The sequence below is a fragment of the Pseudomonas sp. M1 genome, assembly GCF_022760135.1.
Lineage (GTDB): Bacteria > Pseudomonadota > Gammaproteobacteria > Pseudomonadales > Pseudomonadaceae > Pseudomonas > Pseudomonas citronellolis.
The window spans coordinates 364,119-383,277 of record NZ_CP094343.1 but is presented as its reverse complement, the minus strand read 5'-3'; the positions used below and the strand labels follow the sequence as shown (position 1 = coordinate 383,277).

At 66.3% G+C, this 19,159-nt stretch carries 13 protein-coding genes; 2 read left to right on the top strand and 11 right to left on the bottom strand.

Features of this window, described 5'->3' with window-relative positions; translation table 11 throughout:
* Positions 1-51 precede the first annotated feature (51 nt).
* Positions 52-1,374, top strand: coding sequence for an MFS transporter (locus tag PM1_RS01690; protein WP_009613624.1), 1,323 nt, complete (start codon positions 52-54; stop codon positions 1,372-1,374).
* A gap of 262 nt (positions 1,375-1,636) precedes the next feature.
* A complete protein-coding gene (gene gabP / locus PM1_RS01685) occupies positions 1,637-3,031 on the top strand; it encodes a GABA permease (RefSeq protein WP_009613626.1) in 1,395 nt (464 codons plus the stop codon).
* 149 nt (positions 3,032-3,180) lie between these two features.
* Here gabP and hemE read toward each other — a convergent pair whose 3' ends face one another.
* The 11 genes from hemE to PM1_RS01630 form a co-directional block, all read right to left on the bottom strand.
* Positions 3,181-4,245, bottom strand: coding sequence for a uroporphyrinogen decarboxylase (gene hemE, locus PM1_RS01680; RefSeq protein ID WP_009613628.1), 1,065 nt, complete (start codon positions 4,243-4,245; stop codon positions 3,181-3,183).
* A gap of 289 nt (positions 4,246-4,534) precedes the next feature.
* Positions 4,535-5,953 carry an FAD-dependent oxidoreductase gene (locus PM1_RS01675; protein WP_009613630.1) on the bottom strand — a complete coding sequence of 473 codons (1,419 nt, stop codon included), beginning with the start codon at positions 5,951-5,953 and terminating at the stop codon, positions 4,535-4,537.
* Positions 5,954-5,980: 27 nt separating this feature from the next.
* Positions 5,981-10,426 carry a glutamate synthase large subunit gene (gene gltB / locus PM1_RS01670; RefSeq protein ID WP_009613632.1) on the bottom strand — a complete coding sequence of 1,482 codons (4,446 nt, stop codon included), beginning with the start codon at positions 10,424-10,426 and terminating at the stop codon, positions 5,981-5,983.
* 219 nt (positions 10,427-10,645) lie between these two features.
* Positions 10,646-12,322: an AAA family ATPase gene (locus PM1_RS01665; protein WP_009613634.1), complete on the bottom strand. Its 1,677-nt coding sequence runs from the start codon at positions 12,320-12,322 to the stop codon at positions 10,646-10,648.
* A 6-nt stretch (positions 12,323-12,328) separates the two neighbouring features.
* The gene (aroB, locus tag PM1_RS01660) at positions 12,329-13,435 is read right to left on the bottom strand and encodes a 3-dehydroquinate synthase (protein WP_009613636.1); all 1,107 of its coding nucleotides are present in this window, start codon (positions 13,433-13,435) and stop codon (positions 12,329-12,331) included.
* A gap of 51 nt (positions 13,436-13,486) precedes the next feature.
* Positions 13,487-14,005 (bottom strand): shikimate kinase AroK, encoded by a 519-nt coding sequence (aroK, locus tag PM1_RS01655; RefSeq protein ID WP_024128057.1) that lies wholly within the window; start codon positions 14,003-14,005, stop codon positions 13,487-13,489.
* A gap of 8 nt (positions 14,006-14,013) precedes the next feature.
* The gene (pilQ, locus tag PM1_RS01650; RefSeq protein WP_024128058.1) at positions 14,014-16,101 is read right to left on the bottom strand and encodes a type IV pilus secretin PilQ; all 2,088 of its coding nucleotides are present in this window, start codon (positions 16,099-16,101) and stop codon (positions 14,014-14,016) included.
* A 56-nt stretch (positions 16,102-16,157) separates the two neighbouring features.
* Positions 16,158-16,682, bottom strand: a complete 525-nt coding sequence (pilP, locus tag PM1_RS01645; RefSeq protein ID WP_009613643.1) for a type 4a pilus biogenesis lipoprotein PilP — start codon at positions 16,680-16,682, stop codon at positions 16,158-16,160.
* A complete protein-coding gene (gene pilO, locus PM1_RS01640) occupies positions 16,679-17,335 on the bottom strand; it encodes a type 4a pilus biogenesis protein PilO (protein ID WP_009613645.1) in 657 nt (218 codons plus the stop codon). Before pilO ends, pilP begins: the two co-directional genes overlap by 4 nt.
* On the bottom strand, positions 17,332-17,931 hold the full coding sequence (gene pilN / locus PM1_RS01635) for a type 4a pilus biogenesis protein PilN (protein ID WP_009613648.1): 600 nt from the start codon (positions 17,929-17,931) through the stop codon (positions 17,332-17,334). The genes pilO and pilN overlap by 4 nt, the downstream gene beginning before the upstream one ends.
* Positions 17,931-18,995 carry a pilus assembly protein PilM gene (locus PM1_RS01630; RefSeq protein WP_009613650.1) on the bottom strand — a complete coding sequence of 355 codons (1,065 nt, stop codon included), beginning with the start codon at positions 18,993-18,995 and terminating at the stop codon, positions 17,931-17,933. The genes pilN and PM1_RS01630 overlap by 1 nt, the downstream gene beginning before the upstream one ends.
* Between the last annotated feature and the right edge of the window lie 164 nt (positions 18,996-19,159).

Here is a 19,159-nt window from a genome sequence, read left to right as displayed (position 1 = left end):
GCCGATTTCGCTCGCCGCGAGGCACACCCCTTTCCAGAATCGAGGTGAGTTGTGAGTCACTCTGCCGTGCGGGCTTCGTCGGATTCCGAACCCGCCTTGCTGCAGGCCGCCGAGGCGGCCAACCAGGCGCTGGCCGGCGCCGTGAACGACATCGAGAGCTACATCGAGAAAGGCACCCCGGCCTTCATGCGCACCTCTTTGGCGCTGTTCTCCGGCGGCTTCGCCACCTTCGCCCTGCTCTACTGCGTGCAGCCGATGATGCCGGTGCTGTCGCAGACCTTCGCCCTCAGCGCCGCGCAGAGCAGCCTGGTACTGTCCATCGCGACCATCATGATGGCCCTCGGCCTGCTGGTCACCGGGCCGATTTCCGACGCCATCGGGCGCAAGCCGATCATGGTCGCCTCGCTGGCCTTCGCCGCCCTCTTCACCCTGGCCAGCGCGGTGATGCCGACCTGGCACGGCGTGCTGGCCATGCGCGCGCTGGTCGGACTGTCGCTCAGCGGCCTGGCGGCAGTGGGCATGACCTACCTGAGCGAGGAAATCCACCCGCAGCACATCGGCCTGTCCATGGGGCTGTACATCGGCGGCAACGCCATCGGCGGCATGAGCGGGCGGCTGATCACCGGCGTGCTGGTGGACTTCATGTCCTGGCACGCGGCCATCGCCATCCTCGGCGGCCTGGCCCTGGTGGCGGCCGTGGTGTTCTGGCGCATTCTCCCGGAGTCGCGCAACTTCCGCCCCACCCCGCTGAACCTCCGGCAACTGGCCGACGGCTTCGCCTCGCACCTGCGCGACGCCGGCCTGCCCTGGCTGTTCCTCGAGGGCTTCCTGCTGATGGGCGCCTTCGTCACCCTGTTCAACTACATCGGCTACCGCCTGCTGGCCGATCCGTACCACCTCAGCCAGGCCGTGGTCGGCGTGCTCTCGCTGGTGTACCTGGTGGGCATCTACAGCTCCGCCTGGGTCGGCTCGCTGGCCGACCGCCTGGGCCGGCGCAAGGTGCTCTGGGCGGTGATAGTGCTGATGCTCAGCGGCCTGCTGCTGACCCTGCTGCCGGCGCTGCCGCTGATAGTCGCGGGCATGCTGCTGTTCACCTTCGGCTTCTTCGCCGCGCACTCGGTGGCCAGCAGCTGGATCGGCCGCCGCGCGCTCAAGGCCAAGGGCCAGGCCTCGTCGCTGTACCTGTTCAGCTATTACCTGGGCTCCAGCGTGGCCGGCACCACCGGCGGGGTGTTCTGGCACCACTTCGGCTGGACCGGCGTCGGCCTGTTCATCGCCGCGCTGCTGAGCATCGCCGTGCTGGTGGCGTTGCACCTGGCGCGCCTGGCAGTGTTACCGCGCACCCTTCCCGCGCTGAGCACCCCGCACAACTGAGTAGTTTCTACACACCCAGTTTCGATTCTGTCGGCGACAGATATGCCAGTGTCGCCTCTGGATATGACATTCCCATGATCGCGACGCCCCTATCCCGGGGCGTCGTGGCACTTCTACCCAACTTTTTTCGCGCCTACGACCAAGGTCGTAACAAAATGTGGCGCGCATCTTGCGTTCAGGAAAAGGAACACCTCGTTGGATTATCAAAACGGCTTCGGCTGCGCAGGACGCATTTCCTTCCTTTTCTCGCTGTAGGTAACGCATGAGCAGTACCCCATCCGCCGGTCTGGCCCAGGGCCTGAAGAACCGCCACGTCACCATGTTGTCCATCGCCGGGGCCATCGGCGCCGGCCTCTTCGTCGGCTCCGGCCACGCCATCGCCGAAGCCGGCCCGGGTGTCATGGTCTCCTACCTGGTCGCCGGCCTGCTGGTGGTCCTGGTCATGCGCATGCTGGCCGAAATGGCCGTCGCGCAGCCGGACAGCGGCTCCTTCTCCACCTACGCCGACCGCGCCATCGGCCACTGGGCCGGCTTCACCATCGGCTGGCTGTACTGGTGGTTCTGGGTGCTGGTGATCCCGCTGGAGGCCAACGCCGCCGCCGCCATCATCCACGCCTGGATCCCCGGCGCGCCGATCTGGGTCCTGGCCTTCGTGATCACCGCGGCGCTGACCGTGACCAACCTGTTCAGCGTGAAGAACTACGGTGAGTTCGAGTTCTGGCTGGCGCTGATCAAGGTCGGCTCGATCATCGCCTTCCTGATCATGGGTTGCGCGGCCATCTTCGGCGTCTCGCCGAACCCCGAGGTCAGCGGCATCAGCCACCTCTACGCCGAGGGCGGCTTCCTGCCCAAGGGCTGGGGCGCCGTGCTGGCGGCCCTGCTGACCACCATGTTCTCCTTCATGGGCTCGGAGATCGTCACCATCGCCGCCACCGAGTCCAAGGACCCGGCGCAGCAGATCACCCGCGCCACCAACTCGGTGATCTGGCGGATCGCCCTGTTCTACCTGCTGTCGATCCTGATCGTGGTCTGCCTGGTGCCGTGGAACGACCCGCGCCTGGTGAGCATGGGCTCCTACCAGACCGTGCTGGAGCACCTGCACGTGCCCTACGCCAAGCTGATCGTCGACATCATCGTCCTGGTCTCGGTGACCAGCTGCCTGAACTCGGCGCTCTACACCGCCTCGCGGATGATGTACTCGCTGAGCAAGCGCGGCGACGCCCCGCGCATCGCCCAGGTGACCAGCGCCAGCCGCACCCCGGTGTACGCCGTGCTGCTGTCCACCGCCATGGCCTTCCTGTGCACCTTCGCCAACTACCTGGCCCCGGCCGAAGTGTTCAACTTCCTGCTGGCCAGCTCCGGCGCCATCGCCCTGCTGGTGTACCTGGTGATCGCCATCTCGCAGCTGAACATGCGCAAGAAGCTGCTCGCCCAAGGCCACCAGCTGACGTTGAAGATGTGGCTGTTCCCCTGGCTGACCTGGGCGGTGATCCTGTTCATCGCCGGCGCCCTGGTAACCATGATGATCCGCCCGGACCACCGCATGGAGGTGGTCGCCACCGCCCTGCTGACCATCGTGGTGGTGTGCTCCGGCCTGTTGGTCTCGAACCGTCGCAAGGCCCAGCGCGCCGCCGGCTACGCGGCCGACGCCGCCTGACGCAGCGCCCATGAAAAAGCCCCGCCATTGGCGGGGCTTTTTCGTTGGGTGCATGTTTTGTAGGAGCGCGCCCTGCGCGCGAATCGCGGGCAGGGCCCGCTCCTACAGATTGGCACCGAATTTCCCGACCATGTCCGCAGGGCGAAGCGTCAGTGATACTGCGCCGACAACTCGTGCACCGCCTCGAAGAAGGCGCCGGCGTGGGCCGGGTCGACTTCCGGGGTGATGCCGTGGCCGAGGTTGAACACGTGGCCGCTGCCCTGGCCGTAGGCGCCGAGGATGCGCGCCACTTCGCGGCGGATGGCTTCCGGGTTGGCGTAGAGCACCGACGGGTCCATGTTGCCCTGCAGCGCCACCTTGTCGCCGACGCGGGCGCGGGCGCTGCCGATGTCGCAGGTCCAGTCCAGGCCCAGCGCTTCGGCGCCGGTATCGGCCATGGACTCCAGCCACAGGCCGCCGCCCTTGGTGAAGAGGATCACCGGCACCTGGCGGCCGTCGTGCTCGCGGATCAGGCCGTCGACGATCTTCTTCATGTAGGCCAGGGAGAATTCCTGGTAGGCCGCCGACGACAGGCTGCCGCCCCAGGAGTCGAAGATCTGCACCGCCTGGGCGCCGGCGCGGATCTGCCCGTTGAGGTAGCTGGTGACCGACTGCGCCAGCTTGTCGAGCAGCGCGTGCATGGCCTGCGGGTTGTCGTAGAGCATCGCCTTGGACTTGCGGAAGTCCTTGCTGGAGCCGCCCTCGACCATGTAGGTGGCGAGGGTCCAGGGGCTGCCGGAGAAACCGATCAGCGGCACCCGGCCGTTCAGCTCGCGGCGGATGGTGCGCACCGCGTCCATGACGTAGCCCAGGTCCTTTTCCGGATCGGGGATCGGCAGCGCCTCGATGTCGGCCAGGCTGGAGACCACCTTCTTGAAGCGCGGGCCCTCGCCGCTCTCGAAGAACAGGCCCTGGCCCATGGCGTCGGGGATGGTGAGGATGTCGGAGAAGAGGATCGCCGCGTCCAGCTGCGGATAGCGGTCCAGCGGCTGCAGGGTCACCTCGCAGGCCAGCTGCGGGTTCATGCACAGGCTCATGAAGTCCCCGGCCTTGGCGCGGGTGGCGCGGTATTCCGGGAGATAGCGGCCGGCCTGGCGCATCATCCACACGGGGGTGACGTCGACGGGCTGCTTGAGCAGGGCACGGAGGAAGCGATCGTTCTTCAGGGCAGTCATGGCGGCATCCGGCAAAAAAGTGCGGGCATTTTCGCAAAGCCCAAAGCAAAAGGCACGGCGGGGGCCGTGCCTTTTGTCCATCGCGGCATTCTGCCGCAGCGCCATACATCTTTTGCAGGAGCGCGCCCTGCGCGCGATTCGCGGGCAGGGCCCGCTCCTCCAGAGGCAGGGTTCGCAGTCGTAGGATGGGTTGAGCGAAGCGATACCCATCACCCCACGGCCGCATGGGTTTCGCAAAGCTCAACCCATCCTACGAAAAGCGCCTCGGCGCAGCCGGCAAGACAGCCAATCAGACGCCGAGGTAGTCGAGTATCCCCTCAGCCGCAGTGCGGCCTTCGAAAATCGCCGTCACCACCAGGTCGGAACCGCGGACCATGTCGCCGCCGGCGAAGATCTTCGGGTTGCTGGTCTGGTGCTTGAACTGCGCGGCGGCCGGGGCGATGACGCGGCCCTGGCTGTCGATCTCGACCTGGTGCTGCTCGAACCAGGGCGCCGGGCTCGGGCGGAAGCCGAAGGCGATCAGCACGGCTTCGGCCGGGATGATCTCCTCGGAGCCCGGGATCGGCTCGGGGCTGCGGCGGCCACGGGCGTCCGGTTCGCCGAGACGGGTCTCGACCACCTTCACGCCTTCCACCTTGTCCTCGCCGACGATGGCGATGGGCTGGCGGTTGAAGAGGAATTTCACGCCCTCTTCCTTGGCGTTCTTCACCTCTTTGCGCGAGCCGGGCATGTTCTCTTCGTCGCGGCGGTAGGCGCAGGTCACGCTCTTGGCGCCCTGGCGGATGGAGGTGCGGTTGCAGTCCATCGCGGTGTCGCCGCCGCCCAGGACCACCACGCGCTTGCCCTTCATGTCGACGAAGTCCTCGGGGGACTTCTCGAAGCCGAGGTTGCGGTTCACGTTGGCGATCAGGAAATCCAGCGCGTCGTGCACGCCGGGCAGGTCCTCGCCGGGGAAGCCACCCTTCATGTAGGTGTAGGTGCCCATGCCCATGAACACGGCATCGTACTCATCGAGCAGCTGCTCCATGGTCACGTCCTTGCCGATCTCGGTGTTCAGGCGGAACTCGATGCCCATGCCGGTGAAGACTTCGCGGCGGCGCGACAGCACGTGCTTCTCCAGCTTGAACTCGGGGATGCCGAAGGTCAGCAGGCCACCGATTTCCGGGTTGCGGTCGTACACCACCGGGGTCACGCCGTTGCGCACCAGCACGTCGGCGCAGCCCAGGCCGGCCGGGCCTGCGCCTATCACCGCGACGCGCTTGCCGGTGGGCTTGACCTTGGACATGTCCGGGCGCCAACCCATGGCGAAGGCGGTGTCGGTGATGTATTTCTCCACCGAGCCGATGGTCACCGCGCCGAAACCGTCGTTGAGGGTGCAGGCACCCTCGCAGAGGCGGTCCTGCGGGCACACCCGGCCGCAGACTTCCGGCAGGGTGTTGGTCTGGTGCGACAGCTCGGCGGCGGCCAGGATGTTGCCTTCGGAAACCAGCTTCAGCCAGTTGGGGATGAAGTTGTGGACCGGGCACTTCCACTCGCAGTACGGGTTGCCGCAGCCCAGGCAGCGATGGGCCTGGTCAGCCGCCTGCTGCGGCTTGAACAGGTCGTAGATTTCCACGAACTCGCGCTTGCGCTGGCGCAGCAGTTTCTTCTTCGGATCCTTGCGCCCGACTTCGATGAACTGGAAGTCATTGTTGAGACGTTCAGACATTTCAAGACCTCTTCAGACTTCAGGCGCTTATTGCGGGTTGGCACGGGTGCTGGTCAGCAGGGAGCCGAGGCTCGCGGCCTTCGGTTTCACCAGCCAGAACCGACGCAGGTAGTCGTCGAGGTTCTCCAGCAGGTTCGCCCCCCACTCGCTCGCCGTTTCCTCGACATATTCCACCAGGACCTTGCGCAGGTGGCTGCGCTGGGCCTCCATCGCCTCGCCGCTGATCCGCTGGATTTCCACCAGCTCATGGTTCACGCGGTCGACGAAGGTGTTGTCCATGTCCAGGACGTAGGCGAAGCCCCCGGTCATGCCGGAGCCGAAGTTGTAGCCGGTCTTGCCCAGTACGCAGACGAAGCCGCCGGTCATGTATTCGCAGCAGTGGTCACCGGTGCCCTCGACCACCGCGTGGGCGCCGGAGTTGCGCACGCCGAAACGCTCGCCCGCGGTGCCGGCGGCGAACAGCTTGCCGCCGGTGGCGCCGTACAGGCAGGTGTTGCCGACGATGGCCGACTCCTGGGTCTTGAACGGGCTGCCCTTGGGCGGGGTCACCACCAGCTTGCCGCCGGTCATGCCCTTGCCCACGTAGTCGTTGGCGTCGCCTTCCAGGTACAGGTGCAGGCCGCCGGCGTTCCACACGCCGAAGCTCTGCCCCGCGGTACCCTTGAAGCGGAAGGTGATCGGCGCCTTGGCCATGCCCTGGTTGCCGTGCACCCGGGCGATCTCGCCGGACACGCGCGCGCCGATGGAACGGTCGCAGTTGCAGATGTCCAGCTCGTACTCGCCGCCCTTGGCGCCTTCGATGGCGCTGCGGGCCAGCTCGACCATCTTCTCGGCCAGCAGGCCCTGGTCGAACGGCGGGTTCTTCTCGACTTCACAGAACTGCGGCTTCTCGGCCGGGATCAGGTCGCTGCCCAGCAGCGGGGTGAGGTCGAGGTTGCCCTGCTTGGCGGTTTCGCCGGGCAGGATTTCCAGCAGGTCGGTACGGCCGATCAGCTCGGCGAGGCTGCGCACGCCCAGCTTGGCCAGCCATTCGCGGGTCTCGCTGGCGATGAAGGTGAAGAAGTTCGTCACCATCTCGACGGTGCCGATGAAGTGGTCCTTGCGCAGCTTGTCGTTCTGGGTGGCCACGCCGGTGGCGCAGTTGTTCAGGTGGCAGATGCGCAGGTACTTGCAGCCCAGGGCGATCATCGGCGCGGTGCCGAAGCCGAAGCTCTCGGCGCCGAGGATGGCCGCCTTGATCACGTCCAGGCCGGTCTTCAGGCCGCCGTCGGTCTGCACGCGGACCTTGCCGCGCAGGTCGTTGCCGCGCAGGGTCTGGTGCGCCTCGGCCAGGCCCAGTTCCCACGGGCTGCCGGCGTACTTGATGGAGGTGATGGGCGATGCGCCGGTACCGCCGTCGTAGCCGGAAATGGTGATCAGGTCGGCATAGGCCTTGGCCACGCCGGCGGCGATGGTGCCCACGCCCGGCTCGGAGACCAGTTTCACCGACACCAGCGCCTGCGGGTTGACCTGCTTGAGGTCGAAGATCAACTGCGCCAGGTCCTCGATGGAGTAGATGTCGTGGTGCGGCGGCGGCGAGATCAGCGTCACGCCGGGCACCGCGTAGCGCAGGCGGGCGATCAGGCCGTTGACCTTGCCGCCGGGCAGCTGGCCGCCCTCGCCGGGCTTGGCGCCCTGGGCCACCTTGATCTGCAGGACCTCGGCGTTGACCAGGTATTCCGGGGTCACGCCGAAGCGGCCGGTGGCCACCTGCTTGATCTTCGAGCTCTTCAGCGTGCCGTAGCGCGCCGGGTCCTCGCCGCCCTCGCCGGAGTTGGAGCGCCCGCCGAGGCGGTTCATGGCTTCGGCCAGGGCCTCGTGGGCTTCCGGCGACAACGCGCCGAGGGAGATGCCGGCGGCGTCGAAGCGCTTGAAGATCGACTCCAGCGGCTCGATTTCGTCGAGGCTCAGCGGCTGCGCGGCGGTCTTCACCTGCAGCAGGTCGCGGAGCATCGACACCGGACGCTTGTCCACCAGCGCGGTGTATTCCTTGAATTTCTCGTAGTCGCCCTGCTGCACGGCGGCCTGCAGGGTGTTGACCACGTCCGGGTTGTAGGCGTGGTACTCGCCGCCGTAGACGAACTTCAGCAGGCCGCCCTGCTGGATCGGCTTGCGGTTGTTCCAGGCATCAAAGGCCAGCAGCTTCTGCTCGTTCTCGATGTCGAGGAAGCGCGCGCCCTGGATGCGGCTGGGCACGCCCGGGAAGCACAGGCCGGTGACCTCGTCGGCCAGGCCGATGGCTTCGAACAGCTGGGCGCCGCGGTAGGAGGCGATGGTGGAGATGCCCATCTTCGACAGGATCTTCATCAGGCCCTTGGAGATACCCTTGCGGTAGTACTTGAACACCTCGTAGAGGTCGCCCAGCACTTCGCCGGTGCGGATCAGGTCGGCCAGCACCTCGTAGGCGAGGAACGGGTAGACCGCCGAGGCGCCGAAGCCCACCAGCACCGCGAAGTGGTGCGGGTCGCGGGCAGTGGCGGTTTCCACCAGGATGTTGGAGTCGCAGCGCAGGCCGGTCTGCACCAGGCGGTGGTGCACGGCGCCGACGGCCAGGGCCGCGTGCACCGGCAGCTTGCCGGGGGCGATGTGGCGGTCGGAGAGCACCAGCAGCACCTTGCCGGCGCGCACGGCTTCCTCGGCCTGGTCGGCGATGTTGCGCACGGCCGCTTCCAGGCCGACGGACTCGTCGTAGTTCAGGTCGATGTGGTGGCGGTCGAAGCCCGGGCGCTCCAGGTTCATCAGGCTGCGCCACTTCGCCGGGGAGATCACCGGGGTGGTCAGGATGGCCTGGTTGGCGTGGTGCGGCGACTCTTCGAAGATGTTCTGCTCGACGCCCAGGCAGGTTTCCAGGGACATCACGATGGCTTCGCGCAGCGGGTCGATCGGCGGGTTGGTGACCTGCGCGAAGACCTGGCGGAAGTAGTCGTAGGGCGAGCGGATGCGCTTGGACAGCACCGCCATCGGGGTGTCGTCGCCCATCGAGCCGACCGCTTCCTGGCCCTGCTCGGCCAGCGGGCGCAGCACCTGGTCACGCTCCTCGAAGGTGACCTGGAACATCTTCATGTACTGCTTGAGCTGGTCGCTGTCGTAACTGGCCACGCCCTGGTCGTCTTCCAGGGTCGCCTGGATGCGCAGCGCGCGCTGGCGCAGCCACTGCTTGTACGGGTGGCGCGACTTCAGGCGGTTGTCGATGTCCTCGGTCTGCAGCAGTTGGCCGGTCTCGGTGTCCACCGCGAGGATCTGCCCCGGGCCGACGCGGCCCTTGGCCAGCACGTCCTCGGCCTTGTAGTCCCAGACGCCGATTTCCGAGGCCAGGGTGATGTAGCCGTTCCTGGTGGTGACCCAGCGCGCCGGGCGCAGGCCGTTGCGGTCGAGCAGGCAGACGGCGTAGCGGCCGTCGGTCAGCACCACGCCGGCGGGGCCGTCCCACGGCTCCATGTGCAGCGAGTTGAATTCATAGAACGCGCGCAGGTCGGCGTCCATGGTCTCGACGTTCTGCCAGGCCGGCGGAATGATCATGCGCAGGCCGCGGAACATGTCCATGCCGCCGGTGACCATCAGCTCGAGCATGTTGTCCATGCTCGAGGAGTCCGAACCCACGCGGTTGACCAGCGGACCGAGCTCGTCGAGGTTCGGCATGAACTCGTTGACGAACTTGCTGCGCCGGGCCTGGGCCCAGTTGCGGTTGCCGGTGATGGTGTTGATCTCGCCGTTGTGCGCCAGCAGGCGGAACGGCTGGGCCAGCGGCCACTTCGGCAGGGTGTTGGTGGAGAAGCGCTGGTGGAAGACGCAGATGGCGGTCTTCAGGCGCTCGTCGGAAAGGTCCGGATAGAAGGCGGCGAGGTCCGCCGGCATCATCAGGCCCTTATAGATGATGGTCTTGTGCGAGAAGCTGCAGACGTAGTGGTCGGCGTCGGCGGCGTTGGCCACCGAGGAACGCCGACGGGCGCAGAACAGCTTCACGGCGAAGTCCTGGTCGGACAGGCCTTCGCCGCCGACGAACACCTGCTCGATCTGCGGCAGGCGCTCCAGGGCCAGGCGGCCGAGCACGCTGGTGTCGATCGGCACCTTGCGCCAGCCGACCAGTTGCAGGCCTTCGGCCTCGATCTCGCGGTTCATGTTCGCGCGAGCGGCCTCGGCCTTCACCGGGTCCTGGTTGAAGAAGACCATGCCCACCGCGTACTGGGCGGGCAGATCGGTCGCGAATTCGGCCTTGGCCACCGCCCGCAGGAACTCGTCGGGCTTCTGGATCAGCAGCCCGCAGCCGTCCCCGGTCTTCCCGTCCGCGTTGATCCCACCTCGGTGGGTCATGCAGGTCAGTGCTTCGATGGCGGTTTGCAGAAGTTCGTGGCTTGGCTCGCCCTGCATATGGGCGATCAGGCCGAATCCGCAGTTATCCTTGAACGTCTCAGGATGGTACAGACCTGCTTTCATAGGGAACTCTCACCGGCAAAACTTTTTTAATTCAGCGACTTCGCCTGTCTTCTCGCTCAAGCGGCAAGTTTCCGACAGGCAAAGGGAGGCCATTGTACATAGGTACAAGGCGCCTCACAAATTTTTGGCGAGAGGCTGAAACTGGATGTCGCATTCCTGAAAGAAAAAACCCGCCAGTCGTGCTTGTGACTGGCGGGTTTTCATTTTTGCGACAGCGCGTCAGCGGGCGCTGGCGATTTCCTGCTGGATGCTGGCGAAGGTGCGCGGCCAGGGTTTGCCGCCCTGGGCCTTGGCCGACAGGCTCTTCACCGCGGCCACTGCGGCGGCGCGGCTGGGGAAGCTGCCGTAGGTCACCACGTAGAAGGGCTTGCCCTGCAGGGTCTTGCGGAAGTAGCGGTACTCGCCGCCGCCCTGCTTGCTGATGTAGGCCTTGGCGCTGGCCTCGGAGCCGGTGCCCAGCACCTGCACAGCATAATTCCCCGCGGGCTGCGAGCGATACCACTGGCTACCGGCACCACCGGCGGCGGCGCTGGCCTTGGCCGGGGCCGCAGGCTTGCTCGGCGCAGCCTTGGCCACGGCCTTGGGTTCTGCCGGCTTGGCCGCGGGCTTGGCGACCGGCTTCACCGGCTCGGCCTTGGCCACCGGCTTGCTGACCGGGGCCGGGGCAGGCGTGGAAGCCACCGGCTGCGCCGGAGCGCTCGCCACGCTCGGCGCCGGCGGCACCGGATTCAGCGGTTGCGGCGCGCTCTTGCCGGCCAGCGGCGCGAGCGGCGGTGCGGAGGTGGTCACGGTCGGCGGCACGCCGGGCGCGGGCATGGCGCCTTCGTCGGCGTCTTCCTGGCCACCGGCCTGGGCCATGGGCTCACGGATGACCGGCTGGGCCTCGCCCACCAGCGGCAGCGGCACCGGCTGGTTGGAACCGGCGAACTCCACCGAGGGGCCGGAGCCCGAGGCCGGCGCCTGGGCTGCGCCCGGCTGCGCGGCGGAACCCATCGGCAACTGCGCGGAAGCCTGGGTGGCGGCGCTATCCGGCTTGCTGGTGCGGCCCTGCATGAACCAGGCGGCGACCACGCCGATGGCGACCACGCCGAGGATCAGCAGATGTTTCTTCGGCAGGCGCAGGCCGGCGCCAGGAGCGGCCTTGCGGGCGCCGCCACGGTCGGCCAGCATCGCCTCGATCAGGGCGTCGCGGGCCACCTGGTTGATCGAGCCCGGCCAGCCGCCGGACTGCTCGTGGATGTCGGCCAGCAGGTCGTCGGAAATCAGCTCCGCGCCCTGCCCTGCGCCTTCCAGGCGCTGCGCCAGGTATTCGCGGGTCTCTTCCTCGCTGTAGGGCTGCAGCTCGATGGCGTGGAAGCGCTCCTCGCCCTCGGACAGCGCCTCCAGCCGCGACAGCAGCTCGGGCTCGCCGAACAGGAACACGTGCAGGCGCGCCTCGCTGTTGCCGGCGGCCAGCAACAGCAGCACTTCCAGGGCGCCGTCACGCAGTTGCTCGGCATCGTCCACCAGCAGGTAGACGTCCTGCCCGGTGATCGCCAGTTGGGCAACCTTGGCCAGGATGGCCTCGATGCTCACCTGGGTGATGCCCAGGCCCTGGGCCAGTTGGCGCATCAGGGTGGCTTCGTCGGCCGCCGAACGGCCGGAGATCACCACGCTGGACACCGCATCCTTGTTGGTGCTGGCCACCAGGGCCTGGCGCAGCAGCGTCTTGCCGCTGCCCAGGGGGCCGGTCACCGCCAGCAGCAGGTGACTGTAGCGCGCCAGGTGGTGCAGTTGGCCCAGCACCGGCTTGCGCTGTGCCGGGAAGAACTTGAAGCCAGGAACCCGCGGAGCGAAGGGGTCGTGGCTGAACTGGTAGTGGGCCAGGAAGGCCTCATCGGCATGCAAGCTGGACATGGGACCTCAATGTTCTCCTAACTGATCGACCAGGGCCTGGTAATCAGTACGCAGGGTTTCTTCCAGAATCTCACGAGGGAAGTCCGCAGTGACCACCGCATCCCCCAGCCCTTTCAGCAATACGAGGCGCAGACGGCCGTCGAGCACCTTCTTGTCCACCGCCATGTGCTCGAGGAAGTCCCCGGCGCTCATTTCCTTCGGCGGCACCACCGGCAGTTTCGCCCGCTGCAGCAGGCGCACGCCACGGTCGCGCTCGGCGGCGGTCAGCCAGCCCAACAGATGCGACATCTGCAGTGCCATCACGGTTCCCGCACCCACGGCTTCGCCGTGCAGCCAGACGCCATAGCCCATGTGGGTCTCGATGGCGTGGCCGAAGGTGTGGCCGAGGTTGAGGGTGGCGCGCACCCCGGATTCCCGTTCGTCGGCGCCCACCACCCGGGCCTTGGCCGCGCAGGAGCGCTCGATGGCTTCGGCCAGCGCGGCGGAGTCGAGCGCCAGCAGCGCGTCGACGTTGTCTTCCAGCCAGGCGAGGAAAGGCTCGTCGCAGATCAGGCCGTACTTGATGACCTCTGCCAGGCCGGCGGACAGCTCGCGCGCCGGCAACGTTCCCAGCGAGGCGGCATCGATCACCACCGCCTGCGGCTGGTAGAAGGCGCCGATCATGTTCTTGCCCAGCGGGTGGTTGATCCCGGTCTTGCCGCCCACCGAGGAATCCACCTGGGACAGCAGGGTGGTCGGCACCTGGATGAAATCGACGCCGCGCTGGTAGCAGGCCGCGGCGAAGCCGGTCATGTCGCCGACCACGCCGCCGCCAAGGGCGATCAGGGTGGTCTTGCGGTCATGCCGCGCCTGCAGCAGGGCATCGAAGATCAATTGCAGGGTTTCCCACTGCTTGTACGCCTCGCCATCGGGCAGGACCACGGCGATCTGCGCGTAGTCGGCCAGCGTCTTCTGCAGGCGCGCCAGGTACAGCGGCGCGATGGTCTCGTTGGTGACGATGGCGACCTGCCGCCCACGGATATGCGGCGCGAAATGACGCGGATCGTCCAGCAGCCCTTCGCCGATGTGGATCGGGTAGCTGCGGTCGCCGAGATCGACAGTGAGTGTGCGCATGAAGCCCCCAGACAGGAAAGGGCACTAGGATAACGCAGAACCGCGCGCCCTTTAATGGCGCTCCAGCCTGCGCAGGCGATCGAGTATCTCCAGCACCACCAGGCGCGGTGGCCGCTCGTCGGTTTCCACCACCACGTCGGCGATCTCCCGGTACAGCGGATCGCGCAGGGCCATGAGGTCGCGCAGGATCTGCCCCGGGTTGGGCTTCTGCAGCAGCGGCCGGTTCCTGTCGCGGGCGGTGCGGGCGATCTGCTGGTCGACCGAGGCGTGCAGGTAGACCACCTTGCCGCCGGCCTTGAGCGCGGCGCGGTTGGCCTCGCGCAGCACGGCGCCGCCGCCGGTGGCGATCACCACGCCGTCGCCGTCGCAGAGCTCGGCGAGCATGGCGCTTTCCCGCTCACGAAAGCCGGCCTCCCCCTCGACGTCGAAGATCCAGGGGATGTTGGCTCCGCAGCGCTGTTCGATCTCCTTGTCGGAGTCCTTGAAGTCGAGGTGCAGCTCTTTGGCAAGAAGACGCCCGATGGTGCTCTTTCCAGCACCCATCGGGCCTACCAGAATCAGATTGGGCACGGCATTGATCAACGATCGATGGCAATGGCCTGATTATTCATGATCCGGGGAGTGAGGAAAACCAGAAGCTCGTTCTTGGTGTCCGTCACATAGTCGTTCTTGAACAGGCGGCCGACGACCGGTACGTCGCCGAGGAACGGGACCTTGGAGGTGGTCTTGGTCTGGGTGTTGGAGAACACCCCGCCGATGACGATGGTTTCACCGTCGTTGACCAGCACCTTGGCGTTGACCTCGTTCTTCTTGATCGGCGGCACGCCGAGCAGCGCGTTCTGGTAGTCGGGCTCGTCCTTGTTCACCTTGACCTGCATGATGATGCGGTTGTCCGGGGTGATCTGCGGAGTGACCTCCAGGGACAGCGCGGCCTCCTTGAAGGACACCGAGGTGGCGCCGCTGGAGCTGGCTTCCTGGTAGGGAATCTCCGAGCCCTTGAGGATCTTCGCGGTTTCCTTGTCCGAGGTGACCACCTTCGGCTGCGACACCACTTCGCCGTTGCCGGTCTTCTCCATGGCGTTGAGCTGCAGGTCCAGGGTGGTGTTGTCGGTGACGAAGCCGATGCCGATGCCGGAGGTCGGGGACGCGGTGCTGACGCCCAGATCGACGAAGGTATTGCTCGTGCTGTTGGCGCCACCGGTGATATTGAAGTTGCCGCGATTATTCAGCGAACCACCCCACTGCACCCCCAGCTCCTTGGTGTAGTCGACGCTGGCCTCGACGATGCGCGCCTCGATCATCACCTGGCGTACCGGGATGTCCAGCTGCGAGACGATGCGGCGCAGCTCGTCCAGGCGGTCCTGGGTCTGGTAGGCGATGATGGCGTTGGTGCGGTCGTCGACGGTGATGGAGCCACGGTTGTCGGTCCCGGCGGCAGGCTGGGCGCCCGGGCCGGAACTGGTGCCGGTCACGGACTGGAACAGCTTGGCGATGTCGGAGGCCTTGGCGTAGTTCACCTGGATCAGCTCGCGGCGCAGGGGCGCCAGTTCGGCGATCTGCTTCTGCGCTTCCAGCTCCTGGCGCTCGCGCGCGGCGATCTCGTCGGCCGGCGCCACCAGCAGGACGTTGCCGACCTTGCGCTTGTCCAGGCCCTTGGTCTTGAGCACCAGGTCCAGCGCCTGGTCCCAGGGCACGTTCTGCAGGCGCAGGGTGATGTTGCCCTGCACGGTGTCCGAGGCCACCAGGTTCAGGTCGGTGAAGTCGGCGATCAGCTGCAGCACCGAGCGCACGTCGATGTCCTGGAAGTTCAGCGACAGCTTCTCGCCGGTGTAGGCGAAGCTGTCCTTCTTGCGCTTCTCGGCCTCGTTGGCGGTCATCGGCTTGATGCTGACGGTCATGCGGTTGTCGGTCTGGAACACCAGGTAGTCGTACAGGCCGCTGGGCTCGATGACGATGCTGGCCTTGTCGCCGGCAGCCGAGGCGTTGACGAACTGCACCGGGGTGGCGAAGTCCTTCACGTCCAGGCGCACGCGCAGGCTGTCGGGCAGCTGGGTGCGCGGGAAGTCCAGGCGGATCTTGCCGCCCTGCTCCTGGATGTCCGGGCTGACGCTCGGGTCGGACAGGTCGATGACCACGTTGCCCTCGCCCTGCTCGCCGCGCTGGAAGTCGATGTTGCGGATCGCCTTGCCCACCGGCACGTAGGGCTTGGGCTGCGCCGGGCGAGGCGCCGCGGCATAGGCCGGGGCCGCGCTCGGCGCGGAGCTGGCCGCCGCGGCGGGCGCGCCGCCACCCTGGCCGACCAGGATGATCAGGTCGTTGCCCTGGGCGCGGGTGGAATACGGCACCAGGGTGGTCAGGTTGATGATCAGGCGGGTGCGGTCCTTGGCCTCGACCACGGTCAGGCTGCGCGCGTTGCCCACGCCCAGCTCGCGGTTCTTGCTGCCCAGCTTGTTCTGCACGCCCGGCAGGTCCAGGGCGATGCGCGCCGGCTGCTCGATGGTGTAGCCACGCGGCGCGGCCACCGGCTCGTCGAAGCCCAGCTTGAGCTCCACGCGATCCCCCGGCAGCGAGGCCACGTCGACGCGCTGCAGGTTGGCGGCGAGCAGGCTCGGCGCGAAAAGGCCGGCCAACAGGGCAAAGCCCAGGCGGGTCATAGTTCTGTTCATCGTCGTCTGTATCCGTCGTGCAGACAGCAGTTTGTTATCCATGGTCATCCCCGCCCTTAGGAGCGCTCCTTGAGAGTCAGGCTGCGCGGACGTTCGAGCCAGCCACCCTCACCATCAGGAACGATCTCGACTACATCGATCTTGCCTTCGCTGATGGAAACGATCTTCCCATCGTTGCGCCCCAGATAATCCCCCACCTTGACCCGGTGCACCCCTCCTGCACCGCGGACCAGGGCGAACGTACCCTCCTGGTTGGACAGTGTCCCCACCATCTCGAAGGTCTCGATGTTGAAACCTTCGAGGAACTGCTTGACCCGCGTTTCGTCGGGCTTGACCACCTTGGAGCCCTTCTGCTTGATCGCCAGGTCGATCTTCACCGGCGGCTGGAACGGGCTGCGCAGGGACGAGGCGTTGTAGGTGAAGGCCTCGTAGGGCTGGAACTTGGGCAGCGGCTCGATGGAGCCCTTGGGCCGCGCACGGACTTCGTCCATGTACGCCTGCAGGTCGGCGAAATCGCCCCCCGAACCGCAACCATTCAGACTCAGCAGCAACAGGCCACACAGCATCAGGCGCTTGTTCATTTCTTCGCCCCCGCCTTGTTGGCCGCCGGCTTGGCCTGCACGCCCTTGTCGTTGTAGCGGTAGGTCTTGGCCACGATGGTCATGCGCAGCTTGGTGGTACTGTCCGCACTCACGGGTTTGATCTCGAAGTCGTGCAGGGTGACGATCCGCGGCAGGCTGGCCACGCCGCTGACGAAGGTCGCCAGGTCGTGGTAGCCGCCGACCACGCTGATCTGTATCGGCAGCTCGATGTAGAACTGCTGGGTGACTTCCGGCAGCAGCTTGATTTCCTCGAACTCCAGGCCGCTGCCCAGGCCGGTGCGGGTGATGTCCTCGAGCAGCCCGGGCACCTCGGTGTCGCTGGGCAGCTGGCGCAGCAGCGCACCGAAGGACTCTTCCATCTCCTTCATCTGGTTCTTGTAGGCTTCCAGGTTGGCCGCCTGGAAGGCCTTGGTGCCGAACTGCTGCTTGAGCGTCTCTTCCTCGGCCCGGCGCTGGTCCAGCTCGCCTTGCAGGTCCTTGAGGTGGAACTGGTAGCCGAGCACCAGCACCAGCACCATCAGCAGCGCGCCGGCGATCACCTTGGCCGCGGCGGGCCAGGAACCGACGTTGTTGAAGTCCAGTTCGTTGATGTCGATCTTGCGCAGGCTTTGCAGGGAATCGGCCAGACTCATTTCTTGGCTCCTTGCGCGACTGTCTTCTTCTCCTGCTCCTTGACCTTCTCGCCAGGCTGCGTCTGCTGCACGGTGAGCTGGAAGGTGTTGGCCTGGTCGACGGCGCCCTGGGTGACCGCCTTGACCTCGGTGAGATTGGGCGAGGTCAGCCAGTCGGAGGCGTCCAGGTTGCGCATCAGGTTGGACACGCGGTTGTTGGACTCGGCGGCGCCGGCGATGGCGATGGTGTGGCCGTTCATCTTCAGGCCGGTGTAGTACACGCCATCGGGCAGGGTGCGCACCAGTTGGTCGAAGACGCGCCCGATGATCGGCCGGTTGCCCTGCAGGTCCTGGATGATCTTCATCCGCTCCAGCAATTGCTGGCGGCGCGTCTTCAGCTCGCTGATCTCCTTGATGCGGGCGTCCAGCACGGCGATTTCCTTGCGCAGGAAGTCGTTGCGCGCGCTCTGGTTCTCGATCGCCGAGCTGAAGTACTGGTCACCGAGGAACACCAGGCCGCCGGACACCAGCAACACGCCGCCCAGGGCGACCAGGAAGCGCTGCTTGCGCTCCTCGCGCAGCTGCTCCCGCCATGGCAGTAGGTTGATGCGTGCCATCAGTCGAAACTCCTCATCGCCAGACCGCAGGCAATCATCAGCGCCGGCGCATCACTGGCCAGCGCGCCGGCATTCACCTTGTTGCTCAGCACCATGTCGGCGAAGGGGTTGGCCACCAGCGTCGGGGTACCGATCTTCTGCTGGATGAGCCGGTCCAGGTCGGGAATGGAAGCCGTGCCGCCGGCGAGCAGGATGTAGTCGACGTCGTTGAACTGGCCCGCGGCGAAGAAGAACTGCAGCGAACGCGAAACTTGCTGCACCACCGCATCCTTGAACGGTTGCAACACTTCGCTGTCGTAGTCATCCGGAAGACCGCCCTGCTTCTTGGCGAGGCCGGCTTCTTCCACCGACAGGCCATAGCGGCGCTGGATCTCCTCGGTGAGCTGGCGGCCGCCGAACAGCTGCTCGCGGGTATAGATGGTGCGGCCGTGGTGCAAGACGCTGAGGGTGGTCATGGTGGCGCCGATGTCGACCACCGCGACGGTCAGCTCGTCGGCGTTGCCGCCCAACTGGTCGCCGAGCAGGCCGAAGGCGCGCTCCAGCGCGTAGGCCTCGACGTCCACCACCTTGGCGGTGAGCCCGGCCAGGGCCAGCGCGGCCTCGCGCACCTCGACGTTCTCCTTGCGGCAGGCCGCCAGCAGCACGTCGACGCGTTCGGCGTTGCGCGCGGATACGCCCTGGACCTCGAAGTCGATGGCGACTTCCTCCAGGGGATAGGGAATGTACTGGTCGGCTTCGATCTTGAGCTGGTTCTCCAGCTCGTCTTCGGAAAGCCCGCCGTCCATCTCGATGGTCTTGGTGATGACCGCCGAGCCGGCGACCGCCACGGCAGCCGTCTTCACGCCGGTGCGCGCCTTGGCGACCACCCGCGACAGCGCCTGGCCGACCCCCTCCAGTTCGGCGATGTTCTTCTCGACCACCGAGTTCGGCGGGAGCGGCTCTACGGCGTAGGCCTCTACCTTGTAGCGCCCGCCCGAACGGCTCAACTCGAGGAGTTTGACCGAAGTCGAACTGATGTCGATCCCCAGCAGTGTGTTCGCTTTCTTAGTGAAGAGCCCTAGCACGACTGATTTCCTATCAGCATCCGAGACTTACGGACGATTTATGTTTTTTGACATTAGATACCAGACTTGACACCCGCGCAAATAGCTCGCTGGCAAAAAAACTGCTTATAATGTGATCAGCTTTTCCCTTTTCGCCGCGCCTTTCGCTTAACTCTCTCTTTTCC